Source organism: Xenorhabdus anantnagensis, assembly GCF_028598555.1.
GTDB lineage: Bacteria > Pseudomonadota > Gammaproteobacteria > Enterobacterales > Enterobacteriaceae > Xenorhabdus > Xenorhabdus anantnagensis.
In genome coordinates this window covers 127,160-145,580 of sequence record NZ_JAQRFN010000003.1, presented here as the reverse complement: position 1 = coordinate 145,580, position 18,421 = coordinate 127,160, and the positions used below count along the sequence as shown (strand labels likewise).

The following is an 18,421-nucleotide window of genomic DNA, read 5'->3' as shown; positions in this document are numbered from 1 at the left end:
GAAGAATACTCTCAGCCTTATTATTTGTAGTTTTATTATTCGCGGATTTATTATTCACAACCTTATTATGATGAAATACTTTTATTTTTAATCAGCCTGATTATTCAAATAATCAAGCATCCGTTCCAATGGATATATTGCTCGTATCACCACTTCATCACGCATTTGCGCTCCCCGTGACAGTAGCTTCTGGGCATCTTGCCGTTGTTGTGGGGAAAACGTTCTTCCGGCTTTGAGGTGATCCAGCATGACTAAACCGAGTTCAGCAATCTCACCAACATCATTGGCAACGGGCACAAGGTCACGCATCATATAATTCGCATTGACGATTTTCATCAGGGAATCATGATTATCCCGCCAGCGTATCAGCCGATCACGTAGTACCTGTTCCGCTTGCCAATCCCGTTTGTTCTTCAATAATCGATTAACTAAAGTCTCCATTTCCCTGACAACATGACTTTCTGGCCCTATCGCGTCAGCAAAACGGTAAAGCGGTTCATATTGATGGTAATTACCGGCTTGAAATTTGGCATGATGGCGGGAGTAATATTGAGCCGGTTCCACAGCTTCAGCTAAAATCTGCAATGGCTCAATATTCGTGCTGTTTGCCAGACGGGTCATCAAACGCTGGCTATTGGCCTGCTGCTGTAAGCCGACAGATACCGTTGTCCATGCATCCATGACTTGCAGACGCTGATACATGTGCTTCTCGTTTGTCACATCTTTGGCAGACCAGAGCCGTTCAGCGATGGCGAAGGTGCGTGGCCAGAGTTTAATATCCAGCATTTCTGTGGTGACATTCTCTGACCATAACGCGGCTTCAGCCCCAAGAATATTTTGTTGATGATCGTTCGCTGGCACGACAGGTTGTTTACCAGCGGGAGCCTCTGCCAGTTTTTCTCCGGTGATCGGATAGCGTACATTGCCCAGTAAAATATAACCGCCAGCCGTTTTCCGTTTCTGATCGAGCGTCACAACAGGCGTGGTTTCTCCCATCCAGCTATCCACCGTAAACCTGACTGTATCTCCTCGCCAAACAATTTTATCAATGGCGCGACGTGATTTTCCTGCGAAATCAATAAAACCACGCGAATTATTTTTGTTGTCTTGAATCAGGGTAAAACTGCCCGTCACGGGGCTGCCCTTTAAACGTGGCATCGTAAACGACCAGCTCTGTACTGTCTCATCCGCTTTCACGTTGCCATCAATATTGAGTGGTTGTGGTAATACTTCATTGCGATAGTGATAGGCGGTACTTTGGGGTTGATCGAGGTAAAATCCCGTGGACAAAATCCCTTGATAGCCATCGTTGGCTGTTTTGCCCAATGAATCTTGCCCTTGCCATGATTGAATGACGATTGAGCGAGGCAATGAAGGATGGTAGATCTCATCCCAACCCACCATTTTGCGCCCATGCTTTTCAAGGAGTTTTTCCAGTTCCTGATTGAACCAAGCGTGCAGGGCATGTGTATCTTTTAAACTTTTTTCCTGCATAAATGCCTGTATTTTTTTGGAAGCCAGCCATTGGGAAGCATCGACTTCGTCACCACCAATGTGAATATAGGGATCAGGAAAAATTTCAGCGACTTCCCCAATCAAGGTATCAGCAAATTGATGCACTTGAGGATTGCTCGGATCAAGTGTTGGTTTATGAACTCCCCATGTGCGCTGCATTGCGTAAGTTTCACGTGCGCTGATCAGTTCAGGGTAAGCAACGGCAATGGCGGAGGAATGACCCGGTAAATCAATTTCAGGTACAACACGGATACCTAAACTACTCGCATAGGCAACGACATCCCTCATTTGTTCCTTGCTGTAAAACTGTCCGTCGCTGGCAAGTTGTTGCAGTTTGGGGTAATGCCCGGAAGCAAAGCGCCAGCCTTGATCATCAGTCAAGTGCCAGTGAAAGACATTCATCTTGGCAGCCGCCATACCCTCCAGTTGGCGTTTTATCGCCTCAACGGGCAGGAAATGACGGGCTGAATCAAGCATTACACCGCGCCATGAAAATCGTGGATTATCGCTGATATTGACCAGTGGAAAATAAGTCCCCTTGGCATCATTTTGGAGTAACTGTAGTAGGGTTTCCATGCCACGCATGGCACCAAAGCGAGTTGCAGCTTTCAATGTGGCACCGTTTGGGTTAATGGCCAACTGATAACTTTCATCGCTATTGGGCTGGGGAATCGGTGCTGTTTTTCTGGCGATATTAATTCTGATCGTCGAGACAGGGGAAACAGCCGCTTCGGGTGATGGTAATATCCAGCCAGTTTGCGCTTCAATGCGTTTTCGCCAGCGGGATATCGCATCCTGCATATCATCCCCTGTGACGATGATATTTAATTTCCGGTCAATATGATAAAGGCGTCCCTGTTGCACTGAAACTTGCTGTGGCCACGGCATAAGGGGCAGGTGATTGGCAGGATCTGCAATGGATGAAAAACTACAACTTAAGGCAGCAGCTAATAATAAAGGGCGAAAGGGAAATTTCATGGTATTTCTTCTCGTATCTTATTTTTATGAATCAGTAAGAAATTTTTTATAACATGATTTTTTTGATTAGAAAGGGCGCTGATGAAATAGCTGTTTCAGCGCCGATTATATTTTTGTGAAACTGAGATAGCCAGTAAGTCACTTATTAATCAATCAATAATGGCTATTTCTCGACAATCCCATGCTTAAGCAAAGTCACTGCTGCGGTAATGCGAGGCGTAATGTCTGTTTCTGGTAGTGGCGGAAGCAGCCCCAGTGCCATTTGTCTTAACGGTTCGGCAATGACCATTGAGATTATGAGTTCACTGGTGATATTAAAATCCATTTTTTTCAGTAATCCTTGCTGATATTGGCGTTCAAGCCGATGGGCCAAAACATTTCTGCTTATTTCAATACTACTTTTTTGATATTTATCCAATAATGCTTCACGATAAGGGAAATCAGACTGTAATAATCTAAATAACCCTACGGCTTCCATAGATAATGATTTCTCTGCCAGTTCAGTTAAATATATTTTCAATAATTTTATGAATTTCTGGTAATTATTGGCCTCTTTCTCAAAAGCAGGAATAGAACTATCTTTCCAACGCGTAACAATCTGTTCGAGTAAATCTTCTCGATTTTTGACAAAACGGTAGAGAGTTTTTTTGGCAATACCCGCTTTTTTGGCAACCATATCCATGGTCGTTTTGCTATAACCTTGATTAATAAGAAGTAGTAAGGTGACTTCGTGAATTTTTTGGCGTATTTCTTGCTCTGGAATTGTGGGTCGGCCTCGTGGACGTGAATGATTTTCTGCCATTTTAGCACCTTATAAGTTGTGAATATTTGTACCGCACTGGCGTGATCCCATTAATAAACAGAACATACTGATTTAAGTTTAAATGGAAGAAATAAATCACATTTCACCAAATACAGAACTCTTAGGTGCTTGTCAACAGTATCGAATAATGACTATCACATAAGCTATTATAAATATTCGTGAAAAATACAGATTCAAAATAATCAAGCAGTCTTCTGCTATGGAAAAACTCATTTTTTATCAATTCACTTATTATTTATAACTTACTGTTTTAAATAAGTTATTGTCATAATTAATGCTGTTTAGTTATGGGATTTATGCCTATGATGTGACCCTCTTCACAGGATGGCATTTTTTGCTAATTTTTGTTAGCAAAAGGTTTATTTAGATCTTAGTATCGTCATTGATTTGTTACAAATTTAACATTTAAGTAACGAAAGTGTGTAAAACATTCCGCTCACCTGATTCCTTATTCCAGAAAAAACATTTCTTGGGATATGGATTTTTTGGCGGTGGCGAAATAATAACAAGACCAATGAGGATCACGATAATGATAAAACGCAACACAATAGCAATGGCAATTCCGGTACTTCTTATGGCAGGGGCTGTAAATGCCGCTGAGATTTATAATAAAGAAGGCAATAAAATCGATTTATACGGAAAGGCTGATGTTCAGAGAACATTCTCTAAATCAAATAGCGAGGCTGGTGACAGCTCTGTTGGTCGTATAGGTATTAGAGGTTCAACCCAAGTTACGGATAAACTGACTGGCTTTGGGCGCTGGGAATTCAATATGGGCGCCAATGGAACAGAAGTGGAGAGCGGGGCAAACACCAGAACACGTTTGGCTTTCGCAGGGTTAAAATTTGACAAATACGGTTCGCTGGATTATGGACGTAATTATGGTGTCGTTTATGATGCCAACTCATGGACAGATGCCTTGCCAGTCTTTGGTGGGGATTCCATGGCAGCCACCGATAACTTCATGATGGGACGGTCAACAGGGTTATTAACCTACCGTAACACTGACTTTTTTGGTTTGGTCAATGGCCTGAATTTTGCTTTGCAATATCAAGCTAAAAATGACGATGGTACTAAAAATAGCCGTAACGATGTTGCAAGACAGAATGGCGATGGTTTTGGCCTTTCCAGTACTTATGATTTTGGTAATGGTATCAACATTGGAGCTTCATACGGCAACTCTAACCGTACTTCGGCACAGAAATTGGGTACTGGTGCCGCCAAGGTTCTGGCACAAGGGAATAAAGCAGAAGCATGGATCGTCTCTGCCAAGTATGACAAAAATAACGTTTATCTGGCGGCCATGTATGGGGAAACCCGTAACTTAACCCGATTTGGCCGTTCTGTAGATAGCCACACGATGTTTGCCAATAAAACCCAAAACATTGAGCTGACGGCTCAGTATCAGTTTGATTTTGGCTTGCGTCCATCTGTTGCTTTGGTTTATTCCAAAGGTAAAGATCTGGGTAATGACTTGGCTAACAAGAGCATACTGACAGACAAGGGATCTGAAGATTTAGTGAAATATGTCTCAGTCGGTGCCTTCTATAATTTCAATAAAAATATGGGCACGTATGCTGAATATCAATTCAACTTATTGAAAGATAATGATTTCACCAAGAAAGCACAGATCGGTACTGACGACGTCTTTGGTGTCGGTTTGGTTTATCGCTTCTAATTGAGATAACGTTTATTTTTTATCGAACTGCCTCAATGGGTTAACTGTTGAGGCAGTTCGCTTGTTATGACGTTATTTGCTGTTAGCGGCTATTATCTTTCGGCCTCTCCGCCCAGTGCATCAATCGTATTTTTGATCAGCGCACTTAATTCACCCGTCATTAAGGTAAAATCAGCATCGAATCGTTGGGCAACATCTTCACGATCGATATCATCGTTTTGTTCACGTAAGGTTTCGCTGAATTTGATACGTTTGAAAGCGCCATCATCTGACAGCATAAACTGAATGCGTTCTTCCCAATCCAAAGCCAGCTTAGTGACATATTTACCGGATTCAATGTGTGCCGCAATTTCGTCTGAGACCAAATCCTGTTTCTTACAGCGGATAACTCCACCTTCTTCCAGAATGGCTTTCAGCTCAGCTTCATCCATCAGGGCATAGCCTGTAGGGAGATCACCTGAACGTACCCACTCGGTTAAGGTCAGCTCAATGGGATCGGTGAAAGTAAGGGGAACAACGGGCAAGGAACCCAATGTTTTTCTCAGCAATGCCAGATTATCTTCAGCGCGTTTTGCGCTGGCAGCATCAACGATGATCAAATGGTTGACGGTATCGATCCAAATATAGGTTTGGCTAAAACGGCTGAACGCTCTCGGCAGCAGAGTGTGGATCACTTCATCTTTCAGTGAGTCTTTTTCAGTTTTTTTCAGCTTGCGGTGCTGTTCACCTTCCAGACGGGCTATTTTGGCCTGTAATTCCTGCTTAATGACAGGAGAAGGCAGCATTTTTTCTTCCTTGCGTGCGCAAATAAGGATTTGATTGCCGGAAGCATGGGTTAATGCTTCACCGTGGGAACCCATTGGAGAAATCCAGCCAGTTTTCATCATATCTTGGCTACCACATGGGGTGAATGCCAATGGGCTTAATTGTTTTTCCAGTTCATCTGCCGAAAGGGAAATCTCTCGGTTTAGACGGTAAATCATTAAATTTTTGAACCATAACATGCGGTTACCCCATATTGTTGCGCATCGTGACAAAGGTTATCTTAAAACATAAGGGGGCATGATAACGAATCATGTGACGAAGCCCTAGAACTTCATCAGTTTCATATAATAACTTCCTCAGTTTCATATAATAAAAAGCGTCGTCCAGCTAAATAGGAAAGGTAAGCTATGCGTATAGGAATTGATCTCGGTGGAACCAAGATTGAAGTGATTGCATTAGGTGATCAGGGGAAAGAGTTATTTCGCAAGCGGGTGGATACCCCCCGTAATCACTATCAGAAAACACTGGAAGCCATTGTTGGGCTGATTATCGATGCGGAACAGGCAACCGGACAGCAAGGAACTGTGGGAATTGGCATTCCTGGCGCCATTTCGCCTTTTACCGGAAAAGTAAAAAATGCTAACTCAGTTTGGATGAATGGACAAATTTTGGATAAGGATATAGCCGCTTTGTTGGGGCGTGAAGTACGTATCGCCAACGATGCAAATTGTCTGGCGGTATCAGAAGCCACTGATGGTGCTGGTGAAAGAATGCCAATGGTATTTGCCGTTATCATTGGAACGGGTTGTGGTTCAGGAATTGCATTTGAGGGGCGGGTTCACGCCGGCGGCAATGGATTGGCAGGGGAATGGGGACATAATCCATTACCATGGATGGATGAAGAAGATCGGGCATATCAGGATGAAATTCGCTGTTTTTGTGGCAAACCGGGATGTACGGAGACTTTTGTGTCGGGCACTGGATTTATGACGGATTATTTTCGTTTAAGCGGAACTCAGAAAAAAGGTTATGAAATCATAGAGGCTTTGGCTCAGGGAGATAAGTTCGCCGAATTGGCAATGTGTCGCTATGAAAGGCGTTTGGCGCGGGCACTGGCGCAGGTGATTAATTTACTGGATCCGGATGTGATTGTACTCGGCGGTGGAATGAGCAATGTCGATCGTCTTTACCAAACATTGCCGGATTTAGTCAAAGAATGGGTTTTTGGTGGAGAGTGTGCCACGCCAATCAGAAAAGCAGTACATGGTGACTCCAGTGGTGTACGTGGTGCGGCTTGGTTATGGCCTCCTCAGCAATAAACCGTATTCCTGCCAACGATAACGGCATACCTTAGAATACATTTCACTTTAATCTATCCAGAAAATTTCAAGTTGCGTGTCATGGTAAAGAAAGTGACTAAAAAACCGCAACTTGAAAGATGAATAATCATGATAAGTTAATTCTATTTGGGGTTGTCTTATTTTTCTTATTTGGAAAAAGAAAAATAGTTGATTAAAAGTTTACTTAATAAAGATTTTTAATCTAATCAATTAATTATCATTATAAGTTGTGTGTAATTATGTTGATAATAATTTAATATGTTTTTTAATATTTGTAATGATTTTTTTAGTTAATAAAAATAGATTCATTATTAATCAATAAAATATAGTATGTTGTTTTAAATTCATTTACTGTTTTTTTCGCGAAAACACAGTCTTATTTATATTGTTGTTAGCTTGGCAATCAATTGGACTTTAGACTGTTAGTATCGTATTGTTGGTATGTTCCGTTTCAATTCTTGTTTAAAAGAAAATGTAAACATTTATACTCATAGTTTTAATTATTTACCTCGCATTTTTTTATTTATTAAGTGGGTAATGTAAAAATCTAATAGAGATTAGATAACTTTAAATATTATTTAAAGTTTATCATCTTTTTTCTTGTGCGATTTTCTTTGGTGAAAAATTCGTGACGGGCATTTATTGCCATAAATATTTTGTCGATTATTCTGCGATAGCGCGAGCTTTTGTCTGAAAGAAAATCTAATTATTAGACTTGATATTTGATAGGTGCTTTTTTATGAAAACTATCATGAAACCGTTGGCTATTTTAATTGGATTATCGGCAATATCTGGCAGCGTCAATGCGGTTACCGTATACAACGACAAAGGAAGTAAGGTGGATGTGACCGGTCAACTAGGTATAGAAATGAAACTAACCAACGATAATCCTAAGGGCAGAATTTTAGGTCAAAATGACTATATCGGAGTTAGTGCCAGTCATAAATTGAGCAAAGGCATACAAGTATTCGGTAACGTATTATGGGATGCTAATAGCCAAGGAGCTAGCAGCGTTGGAGCTGATGTCAGACATGAATTGACCAACGACATTCAAGTATTCGGCAGAATGGAGTGGGGTTCTGAAACTCAAAGAACATACAATTACGATTCTAATACGAATTTTGGTGTGTATAAACAAATAGGTTATGTCGGCGCTCATTATCGCGGTATTGGTGAAATGAGAATTGGTCATACTGATATGCCCATCAAATGGGGGCCAAAATCCAGATTCGATTATTTTAACGACGATCTGTCTTACTTCAACTACGTATATGAATTCAATAATAAAAAACATAAAACAATAAATCTTTTTGACAAATTGCCGGAAACTATGACTATTTTTGCTCAGACCGATAGTTATAAAGGTCTTAGTCTCGCAGCAACCTACAGTGATAAATTCAACTCGGGTAACGAACGTCATCATGGAGATATTCACAGTGCTTACTCAGTCGTCGGTTTTTATAAATCAGACTTTGGTTTGGAAGCCAATGCGGGCTATGCTCAAGTAACAGGGCAGGAAAAAGATAAAAAATTGGGTGGTGAGAATATCAGGCCGTCTTTCCCGAAAAATAGCCTAATGGCTATTAGTGCGGAGTATTATTTCCCCGGACGTAAATTTTCCATTGGCTTGGACTATCAGCAAAGACGTTCCCAAAATTCAAAAAGAGAGGAGGTGCAGAAAGGTAGTGATGAAGGTTCGCAGGCAAAACTGATAGGTAAAGGGAAAGAAAATCTATATGGAGTGGGGGTAAAATGGTATCAGGACGAACTGGACAGCGGCTTGTATGCAGGATATTACCTGCGTGATGCGAATAATGAGCAGGGAATAAGACATCAAGAGCAGACTTACATAGTCGGTTTAGATAAAAATTTAATGGCTTCTGAGTACAGTAAACTGACCTTGTTTGTTGAAACGAAATATAATTCTATTCATAGTTATGTTCAGGCCGAAAATAAAAAAGAATCCATTCTGGAAATGGGGGCTCGTTTATCTTTTTAAGCAAAACTTTATCGGGAGAATCTGATTCGGGTTCTCCCGTATCATTCTATATAGTATGTAATAAACTTATTTATAATATTTTAGATGAATGCTTTCAGATTGACAAAAAATATAATTATTACTAATTAATGGAATGTGGAATGCTACTTTAAATTTGTTGGTTTTTCATTGACTAATATGCTGTCTTATTTGTTTTTATTTTATCTGAAAGAAAATTAAATAATTATACTTGATTTTTGGTAGGCATTTTATGATCAAAATCATCATGAATCCGTTATTTATTTTAATTGGATTATCGGTAATATCTGGCAGTGCCAATGCGGTTACAGTATACAACGATAAAGGAAGTAAGGTGGATGTGACCGGTCAACTTGGTATAAACGCGACAATGGTCAGCGATAATCGTAAGACCAAAATTAAAGAGATGAATAACAGTATCGGGGTTAACGCGAGTCATAAACTGACCAAAGACATTCGAGTGTTCGGCAAAGTGGGGTGGAGAGCTAATGGCAACAAAAGAGCTAGCAGTATCGGGGTTAACATCAGCCATACACTGACCAAAGACATTCAAGTATTCGGTAGAATGGAATGGGGTTCTGCTGGTACTCAAAGAGTTCGCGGCTTGACTACATATAAACGTATTGGTTATGTAGGTGCTTCTTACCTCGGCATTGGTGAAATGCGAATTGGTCGTACTAATATACCTATCGCGTGGAAGAAAAAATCTAACTATGGCTATTACGGCATGGGAGCATCTTTTTTTAACGATATGGGTATAACCACTAATAATGGAAAAAAAGTAAAAAAAGGTGATCTCTTGAATCGCTTGATTAAACCTATGACTATTTTCGTTCGAACCAAACCTTATAAAGGTTTCTATCTCGCAGCAACCTACAGTGATAAATCTGACCCAGATAACAAACCCCGTTATGGAGATATTCACCATGCTCACTCAGTCGTCGGTTTTTATAAATCAGACTTTGGTTTAGAAGCCAGTGCGGGTTATATTCAAGCAATAGTAGAGGGGAAAAAAATGAGCATCAGAGATGCCGATCTGCCTTATTCACAGGATAGCTTGATAGCTATTAGTGCGGAGTATTATTTCCCAGGACGTGAATTCTCTATTGGTTTGGATTTTGAGCAAAAACGTTCTAAAAATCTAAAGTTAGTAAACCAGAAAGGCAATGATAGAGGTTTGCAGAAAAAATGGGGCGAAGGTGAAGGGAAAGAAAATCTATACGGAGTGGGCGTAAAATGGTATCGGGACAAACTGGGCAGTGGTCCGTATGCGGGATATTACCTGAGTGATAGGAATGACAACGGATTAAGCTATCAAAGGCAGGCTTATATGGTCGGTTTAAATAAAAAATTTAGGTCTTTTGGGAGTAATGACCTGCTTATATTTGTTGAGGTAAAATATAATTCTATTTGTAGCGATAATCCGGCCAAAAATAAAAAAGAAACCATTCTGGGAATGGGTGCACGTTTGTCTTTTTAAGCAAAATTTGTGGGGAGAATCTGATTCGGGTTCTCCTTTATTATTTGTAAAAAGGGATAATTTATTAAAGGTTGGCTTAAGTGAAATTTTTAACTTGAACAGTTAATTCTATTTTCATGTTACCCGTAATAATGGGGATAATAAATCAATTCATTCATTATATTTATGATGAATATTTAAATGTAAATAAAAATACATTTATTTTCTAATGAATAAAATAATATGTATAACTTTAATTTTATTAACTCTTAGGCGATAAAAAATCCGAGATATTAAATAAATAAAGAGTGCCGATGAAAAGAGAGATACCTGATGAGATTTTTGTCAAGGCAATGATAAATAAAAATATTTTTAATATTCTCATGAGTTCGGATTCAAGATGAAAGCCATAATTGACGATATTATGTGATATGTATCACATAATGTTGCAATAATTTGTTTATATATTTGTGTTAATGTGGCTTTCTTCACGAAATACACTGTTTTTTTAGGTTATTATTATCATGTGTAATAAATGAGAACCTAGGCTTTTGGGCGTATTTTATTTAATTCTCCAATCTCTGTTCTTGCTTAAAAATAAAACGAAACTTTGTTACACCTCATTTTGATTACTTACTTCATATTGATGTTTATAAAACTCTCAACGGGAAGATGTAATAGAGATTAGATAATTTTAAATAGCATTCAATTTTGTCATTTTTTGAGCGATTTTCTTTTGATAAAAAATTGTGACGGGTATTTATTGTCTTAAATATATTGCCCTAAATTTATTGCAGTTTGTTCTGCGATAGAGCGAGCTTTTGCCTGAAAGAAAATCAAATTATTAAATTTAATATTTTGTGGGTGTCTTATTTATGAGAAGCATGAAACCATTAGCTGCTTTAATTGGTTTATTGGCTATGTCTGGTAGTGCCAATGCGGTTACAGTATATAACGACAAAGGAAGCAAGGTAGATTTGACTGGTCAAGTTCGTATGAAAACGACAGTGACCAGTGATGATCGGGATATTCAAATTAAAGATGACGGTAGCCGCATCGGGGTTAACGCCAGTCATGAATTGACTAAAGACATTAACGTATTCGGTAAAATGGAGTGGGGTTCTGATACCCAAAGAACTAACAGCGATAACGTCAAAACGGGCTTCGATATGTATAACCGCGTTGGTTATATCGGGGCCTCTCATCGTGATATTGGCGAAATGCGAATTGGCCGCACTTATATTCCCATCGATTGGGTGAAAAAATCCAGTTACGGCTACGGTAACACGGGAGTGTTTTATTTCAGCGACGTACTGGGCCGGGCAACGGGTTATGACAGCAAGGGAGTTGGTAACAATAACTTCCTTACCCGCTTGCCTCAGACTATTTTCGTTCAAACTAATAATTATAAAGGTTTCAACCTTGCAGCAACTTACAGTGGTAAATCCGGTTCGGATAACGAACGCCATCATGGTGATATTCGTCACGCTTATTCAATAGTTGGTTTCTATAAATCGGACTTTGGTCTGGAAGCCAGTGCCGGTTATTCTCAAGCAACGGGAGAGAGGAAAAAACCGGTAACGATAGGAACCGAAAATAAAAGGGAAAGTACCGTTGATGCTGGTCTGGCTTCTCCACAAGATAGCTTGCTGGCTTTTGGCGTGGAATATTATTTCCCTGGACGTGAATTCTCCATTGGTTTGGATTATGGGATAGCGCGTTCCAAAAACTCAGGGTTAGTGTACAAGGAGGGTGCAGGCACAAGCCTACAGAGAAAATCTGTCAAAGGAGATTGGAAAGCAAACTTGTATGGCGTGGGCATGAAATGGCACTGGGATAAGAGTGAAAGCGGCATGTATGCAGGATATTACCTGCGTGACGGGGATGCCAATACATTCAACTATAAAAAACAGACTTACACGATCGGTTTAGATAAATGTTTTGCGGTTTCTAAGTACAATAACCTGATCCTATTTGTCGAAACGGCATACGATGATGTCCGTAGCGATAATCCGGCTTATAAAAATAAAAAACAAACCATTCTGGGAACAGGAGCACGTTTGTCTTTTTAAGCAAAATTTCATAGGGAGAATCTGACCCAGATTCTCCCGTATCATTCTATAAAGGGGCATAGCATGATGAAGAATGTGTTGAAAGTGTCAACATTGGCAATGTTGGTGGCATTCAATGTAAACGCGGCAACCGTGGATTTACGGGTAATGGAAACTTCAGATATTCACAGCAATCTGATCGATTTCGATTACTTTAAAGATAAATCCACTGAGCAGTTTGGGTTAGTTCGTACAGCGAACTTAATTAAGGCAGCCAAAGCTGAAGCAACCAATGCAATCTTGGTCGATAACGGTGATTTGATTCAAGGCAGCCCGCTGGCGGATTACATGGCGGCAAAAGGGTTGGAGAAAAAGGATGTTCACCCAGCCCACAAATTGATGAATACCATGGGCTATACCGTGGGTAACTTTGGGAACCATGAATTCAACTTCGGATTGGATTATCTGAAACAGGCCATTGCTGGTGCTAAATTCCCTTATATCAACGCCAATATAATGGATGCCAAAACCGGCAAAAATTACTTCACACCTTATATTATCGTTAATACCCCAGTTAAAGATCGCGAAGGCAAAGCACATACCATTAAAGTCGGTTATATCGGTTTTGTTCCACCACAAATCAGCATTTGGGACAAAGCAAATTTGGATGGCAAAGTTGTTGTTAATGACATCACTGAAACCGCGAAAAAATTCGTTCCTCAAATGAAAAAAGAGGGTGCAGACCTGATTATTGCCATTCCGCACTCAGGATTTTCTCAGGAACCTTATAAAGCGATGGCAGAAAACTCCGTTTATTATCTGAGCAAAGTTCCGGGTATTAATGCCATCATGTTTGGTCATGCCCATGGCGTGTTCCCAAGCAAGGAATATGCCGGTATCAAGGGCGTTGATGTTGCCAATGGAACAGTTAACGGCATTCCTGCTGTGATGCCGGGACAGTGGGGCGATCATCTGGGCGTTGTTGATATGGTGATCAATAATGACAGTGGCGAGTGGAAAGTCGCATCAGCCAAAGCAGAAGCCCGCCCTATCTATGACAAAGTGCATAAAAAAGCACTGGTTGAACGTGATAGTAAACTGGCCTCCATCATCGCAAAAGATCATCAGGGAACCCGCGATTTCGTTGGTAAATTCATCGGTAAAGCCTCTGCCAATATGTACAGCTATCTGGCGCTGATCCAGAGTGATCCAACCGTGCAGATCGTCAATGATGCGCAGGTGGATTACACTAAACGTTTTGTTCAAGGCGATCCAAATCTGGATGGGCTGCCTGTTCTGGGGGCAGCCGCACCTTTCAAAGCGGGTGGACGTAAAAATGCACCGGCTGACTTTGTCGAAGTGGAAAAAGGTGATTTGACTTTCCGTAACGCGGCTGATTTGTACCTCTATCCAAATACACTGGTAGTAGTGAAGGCAACCGGGGTGGATGTGGTTGAATGGCTGGAATGCTCTGCGGGCATGTTTAACCAGATCGATCCAGATTCTGCGAAACCTCAAGAGTTGTTGAACTGGGATGGTTTCCGCACTTATAACTTCGATACCATCGCGGGAGTTAACTATAAGATAGACTTAACCCAACCTGCAAAATACGACACAGATTGCCAGCTTATCAATAAAGGGGCGAACCGCATCAAAAATGTGACCTATCAGGGCAAGCCGATTGATCCGAAAGCTACTTTCCTGATCACTACCAATAATTACCGTGGTTATGGCGGCAAATTCGCAGGAACCGGAGAAGATCACATTGCGTTTGCATCACCGGATGAAAACCGCACCATTCTGGCTTCTTACATTTCCAGAATCACCAAGGAGAAGGGCGTAGTATCCACACAGGCTGAGAAAAATTGGTCATTCTTGCCAATTAAAACAGATAAAAAGTTAGATATTCGCTTTGAAACTTCACCATCAGAAAAAGCGGCGCAATTCATTAAAGAACATGCCCAATATCCAGTGAAGTTCTTGAAAAATGATGATATCGGTTTTGCGATCTATCAAATTGATCTGACAGAGAAGAAATAAACCTTACTGAACTTAATGATAGAGATACCTGCCCTTCTGCATAGCTGGAGGGCAGGCAAATTATTTATCTGTGATAGCAAACATTTTGAAGTAATTGATTGTCTGAAACCTGAACCTTGAGAGATAACAAAATGAATTATAAATATAAATTAATTCCGATTGCGATTGGTGTTGCATTATTGGCAGGGTGTGTAACTAAGCCAGCTTATGATCCTGAAAATATCGTGGATGTGCGGGTTCTGGGCCTGAATGATTTTCATGGCGCACTAAAAGCCCCAGGCCCTAACCAGCCGGGCGGCATCGAACATATGGCGACCTTGATTAAGGCGCTGAAACAAGAGAATCCGAATAATATCGTCGTTGCCGCAGGGGATATGATCGGCGCCAGCCCACTGCTTTCCTCCATGTTCCATGATGAACCGAGCATCGAAGCGCTGTCTCTGGCTGGATTGGAAGCGACTTCGGTCGGCAACCATGAATTCGACAAAGGTAAAAGTGAATTGCTGCGCAAGCAAAATGGCGGTTGCCATCCGGTGACGGGGTGTCAGGGGCCAAAACCGTTTAAAGGTGCGGAGTTCCAATATCTGTCTGCCAACGTTACGGTTAATGAAACGGGGAAAACGCTGTTCCCTGAGTATGTCATCAAAGAATTTGATGGTATTCCGGTTGCCTTTATCGGTCTGACGCTGGAAGGAACCCCGGCTATTGTGACTCCGCAAGGCACAGAAGGACTGACGTTTTCCAATGAAGTCAAAACCATTAACGCCTTAGTGCCGGAATTGCAGAAAAAAGGGGTGAAAGCGATAGGGGTTTTGATCCACGAAGGTGCTGCACAAAAACGTGACGGAGGGCGCATTGACGTCAACGCCTGTAATGATGTGACGGGCAAAGTATTGGAGATCGTCAATCATCTGGATAAAGAAGTGGATTTTGTGATCAGCGGTCATACCCATCAGGCTTATAACTGCGTGATTAATGGTAAATCCGTCACGTCTGCTCAATCCAATGGAGCACTGCTTACTCAATTAGATCTGAAATTGGATAAAACCACCAAAGATGTGGTGGACTTCAAGGCTAAAAATATCTGGGTTGATAACCGTAAATACGGCAAAGATCCAAAAATCACCGAACTACTGTCATCCTACGAAAAAATAGCCACACCACTGGCGAATCGCGTTATTGGCAAGTTGGAAAGCAATCTGACCAAGGAAACCAGCGCTGGTGGGGAATCTGCATTGGGTAAAGTCATCGCGGATGCCCATTTATACGCAACAACCGCCAAAGAAAATGGCGGGGCACAGATCGCGTTCGTAAACAACGGCGGTATCCGGGCGCCTATGGATGCGGGAGATGTGACTTATAACGCAATTTATACCGTTCAGCCATTCTCCAATGTGATGGTGACCAAGACATTGACTGGTGAGCAGATCAAACAATTGCTGGAGCAGCAGTGGGATCGTTCACGTCCGCAGGTTCTGGCGGTATCCCATAGTCTCCAATATTCTTGGGACAGCACTAAACCCGTGGGCGATCGCGTGATTGTCAATTCGATCAAAATCAATGGGAAGCCAATTGATCTGAAAGCAAAATACCGTGTAGCAGCCAATGAATATCTGGCGACGGGCGGAAGTAGCTTCTCCGTATTCAAAGAGGGAACCGATCCAGTATATAACGTGCCGGATATCGATGCGGTAGTGAAATACTTCTCGGAAAAATCCCCAATCCATTACCCGAAACAAGATCGAATCATTGATCTTGGGGCAAAATAATGTGACAGCGGTAAAAGATAACGCAACTTGCGGTAGATAAAACAGATAGATCAAAGATACTGTAACGGTTGTTTGATCCAAATTAGAAGTGCAACGCTAATTATTATGCGTTGCACTTCTGTATTGGAACATGTATTGGAAAAAATTTAATTTTAAAGCGAATTCTAATTACTCTAAGGTATAACTGAATGTAGTAATTTATATATCAGTAATGGTTATAAGGTAATGGTTATAAGGTAATAGCTATAAGGTAATAGCTATAAGGTAATAGTGATATATGTAATGATTATTTAATAATAAAAACAGTTATGGAGATCTCTAATATGCAGAACATCCTAGTAAGGATAATAAAAAATAAAATAGCCAGAATATCAACCTATTTTATCAGTCTCATTTTAGGAAGCGTTACTCTCTCTTATGCTGCTGTTGTTCCTCCCAATGTTCAATTGGCGGATAAGCAAGAAATCACCCGTAATAATTTCTCTGAGCCAAGTTCTTTAGATCCGCATAAATCTGAGGGTAGTAGTGAATTTGATATCTTGCAGGATTTTTTTGAACGCTTGGTTGATAAGGATAAAGAAGAGAATATTATCCCCGCTTTGGCTGAACGCTGGGAAGACAAAGATAATAAAACCTGGATCTTCTATTTAAGGAAAGGGGTTAAATGGTCTGACGGAACACCAATTACAGCCCATGATGTGGTTTTTTCTTTCCGGCGTCTGGTTACGCCCGACACCATTTCTCCTTACGGTAGTTACTTGATCCAAGCTAAGATTGTAAATGCCCGTGATGTGTTGTCTGGCAAGAAAAAACCAGAAGAGCTGGGTGTCAACGCACTGGATGATGAAACGGTAGAAATTACACTGGAAAGGCCAAAAGCGGGTTTTCTGCATATGATGGCACATCCCGCAGTATCTCCTGTTAGTGGGAAGGTTATCAAAAAACATGGCAGTAAATGGACTCTGCCACAAAATTTTGTCAGTAATGGGCCTTTTAAACTCTCTGAATGGGTGGTGAATGAAAAAATTGTTGGTGTCAGAAACCCTTATTATTGGAACGATAAAAATACCGTAATAAATAAAGTCAATTACCTGCCATTATCAGATTATAAAGCTGACCTTAACCGTTATATGACCGGAGAGATTGATATATCCAATGGTGGGCCATCAGAATTCTTGCCAATGGTTAAGAAAAAGTTTGGTGATCAATTGCATGTCAAACCCGTAATGAGTGTTTATTATTATCTGTTTAATATGCAAAAACCGTTGTTTAATGATGTTCGGGTCAGACAGGCGCTGACTTTAGCATTGGATAGAAACATTATCACCGACAAAGTATTGGGTAATGGACAAAAACCCGCTTATGACGTGATGGCGCCAGGCAGTGGGGGCATATATTTAAAACATCCTGAACATGCTTCATGGACACAAGAACAACGTGTTGCAAAGGCCAAAGCGTTACTGAGTGAAGCGGGTTTTGATGAAAAGAACCCACTTAAGTTTACCTTGCTATATAACACCTCCGAAGCTCATAAAAAAATTGCTATTGCTGCCAGCTCGGCATGGAAAAAGCATCTCGGTGTAGAGGTTATTTTACAAAATCAGGAAACTAAAACACAGAATGATAGTATGACCCAAGGCAACTTCGAGCTGACGAGATACGCGTGGAATGCTGATTATAGTAGCCCGACCAGCTTTTTAGATATTTTCACATCAGGAAATACCAATAACCACATGAGATATCAAAATAAGGAATTTGATAAATGGGTTTTAAAAGCAGACGAAACTAACGATCCAGCCGATTACCAACAGGCCATTGATATTCTCAATAAAGAGATTCCTGCTATTCCAGTTTATTATTATGTCCGTGTGAAATTAATTAAGCCTCATGTTGGTGGCGTTCATATTGATTCATTGGGAAATATTCCAACAAAAGATCTTTATATTATAAAAAACTAAATATTAAATAATAAGAGCTGATTAAATC

At 40.7% G+C, this 18,421-nt stretch carries 11 protein-coding genes; 8 read left to right on the top strand and 3 right to left on the bottom strand.

Going from position 1 to position 18,421, the window contains the following annotated elements:
- Nucleotides 1–87: 87 nt before the first annotated feature.
- Complete coding sequence (locus tag PSI14_RS03725) at nt 88–2,493, bottom strand: beta-N-acetylhexosaminidase (RefSeq protein WP_273574471.1); 2,406 nt, start codon at nt 2,491–2,493, stop codon at nt 88–90.
- Nucleotides 2,494–2,656: 163 nt separating this feature from the next.
- Nucleotides 2,657–3,295, bottom strand: a complete 639-nt coding sequence (locus PSI14_RS03720) for a TetR/AcrR family transcriptional regulator (protein ID WP_273574470.1) — start codon at nt 3,293–3,295, stop codon at nt 2,657–2,659.
- A gap of 550 nt (nt 3,296–3,845) precedes the next feature.
- Here PSI14_RS03720 and PSI14_RS03715 point away from each other — a divergent pair.
- Nucleotides 3,846–4,994, top strand: coding sequence for a porin (locus tag PSI14_RS03715; protein ID WP_273574469.1), 1,149 nt, complete (start codon nt 3,846–3,848; stop codon nt 4,992–4,994).
- Between the two features lie 92 nt (nt 4,995–5,086).
- Here the strand turns inward: PSI14_RS03715 and rdgC are convergent, their stop codons facing one another.
- Entirely contained in the window at nt 5,087–5,998 is a 912-nt protein-coding gene (rdgC, locus tag PSI14_RS03710; protein WP_273574468.1) for a recombination-associated protein RdgC, read from the bottom strand.
- A gap of 168 nt (nt 5,999–6,166) precedes the next feature.
- Here rdgC and mak point away from each other — a divergent pair, with 168 nt between their 5' ends.
- The 7 genes from mak to PSI14_RS03675 all read left to right on the top strand — a co-directional run bounded on the left by mak (nt 6,167) and on the right by PSI14_RS03675 (nt 18,393).
- A complete protein-coding gene (gene mak / locus PSI14_RS03705; RefSeq protein ID WP_273574467.1) occupies nt 6,167–7,078 on the top strand; it encodes a fructokinase in 912 nt (303 codons plus the stop codon).
- Nucleotides 7,079–7,838: 760 nt separating this feature from the next.
- A complete protein-coding gene (locus tag PSI14_RS03700) occupies nt 7,839–9,098 on the top strand; it encodes a porin (protein WP_273574466.1) in 1,260 nt (419 codons plus the stop codon).
- Between the two features lie 250 nt (nt 9,099–9,348).
- Nucleotides 9,349–10,596, top strand: a complete 1,248-nt coding sequence (locus PSI14_RS03695) for a porin (RefSeq protein WP_273574465.1) — start codon at nt 9,349–9,351, stop codon at nt 10,594–10,596.
- A gap of 854 nt (nt 10,597–11,450) precedes the next feature.
- Nucleotides 11,451–12,647 (top strand): porin, encoded by a 1,197-nt coding sequence (locus PSI14_RS03690; protein WP_273574464.1) that lies wholly within the window; start codon nt 11,451–11,453, stop codon nt 12,645–12,647.
- A 63-nt stretch (nt 12,648–12,710) separates the two neighbouring features.
- Nucleotides 12,711–14,666 (top strand): bifunctional 2',3'-cyclic-nucleotide 2'-phosphodiesterase/3'-nucleotidase, encoded by a 1,956-nt coding sequence (locus tag PSI14_RS03685; RefSeq protein WP_273574463.1) that lies wholly within the window; start codon nt 12,711–12,713, stop codon nt 14,664–14,666.
- A gap of 131 nt (nt 14,667–14,797) precedes the next feature.
- Nucleotides 14,798–16,435 (top strand): bifunctional metallophosphatase/5'-nucleotidase, encoded by a 1,638-nt coding sequence (locus PSI14_RS03680; protein WP_273574462.1) that lies wholly within the window; start codon nt 14,798–14,800, stop codon nt 16,433–16,435.
- Between the two features lie 323 nt (nt 16,436–16,758).
- Nucleotides 16,759–18,393, top strand: coding sequence for a peptide ABC transporter substrate-binding protein (locus tag PSI14_RS03675; RefSeq protein WP_273574461.1), 1,635 nt, complete (start codon nt 16,759–16,761; stop codon nt 18,391–18,393).
- Nucleotides 18,394–18,421 lie beyond the last annotated feature (28 nt).

Bases quoted from the DNA above. Each gene is read 5' to 3' on its own strand.
- PSI14_RS03725 (WP_273574471.1), bottom strand. From the start codon at position 2,493: ATGAAATTTCCCTTTCGCCCTTTATTATTAGCTGCTGCCTTAAGTTGT.
- PSI14_RS03720 (WP_273574470.1), bottom strand. From the start codon at position 3,295: ATGGCAGAAAATCATTCACGTCCACGAGGCCGACCCACAATTCCAGAG.
- PSI14_RS03715 (WP_273574469.1), top strand. From the start codon at position 3,846: ATGATAAAACGCAACACAATAGCAATGGCAATTCCGGTACTTCTTATG.
- rdgC (WP_273574468.1), bottom strand. From the start codon at position 5,998: ATGTTATGGTTCAAAAATTTAATGATTTACCGTCTAAACCGAGAGATT.
- mak (WP_273574467.1), top strand. From the start codon at position 6,167: ATGCGTATAGGAATTGATCTCGGTGGAACCAAGATTGAAGTGATTGCA.
- PSI14_RS03700 (WP_273574466.1), top strand. From the start codon at position 7,839: ATGAAAACTATCATGAAACCGTTGGCTATTTTAATTGGATTATCGGCA.
- PSI14_RS03695 (WP_273574465.1), top strand. From the start codon at position 9,349: ATGATCAAAATCATCATGAATCCGTTATTTATTTTAATTGGATTATCG.
- PSI14_RS03690 (WP_273574464.1), top strand. From the start codon at position 11,451: ATGAGAAGCATGAAACCATTAGCTGCTTTAATTGGTTTATTGGCTATG.
- PSI14_RS03685 (WP_273574463.1), top strand. From the start codon at position 12,711: ATGATGAAGAATGTGTTGAAAGTGTCAACATTGGCAATGTTGGTGGCA.
- PSI14_RS03680 (WP_273574462.1), top strand. From the start codon at position 14,798: ATGAATTATAAATATAAATTAATTCCGATTGCGATTGGTGTTGCATTA.
- PSI14_RS03675 (WP_273574461.1), top strand. From the start codon at position 16,759: ATGCAGAACATCCTAGTAAGGATAATAAAAAATAAAATAGCCAGAATA.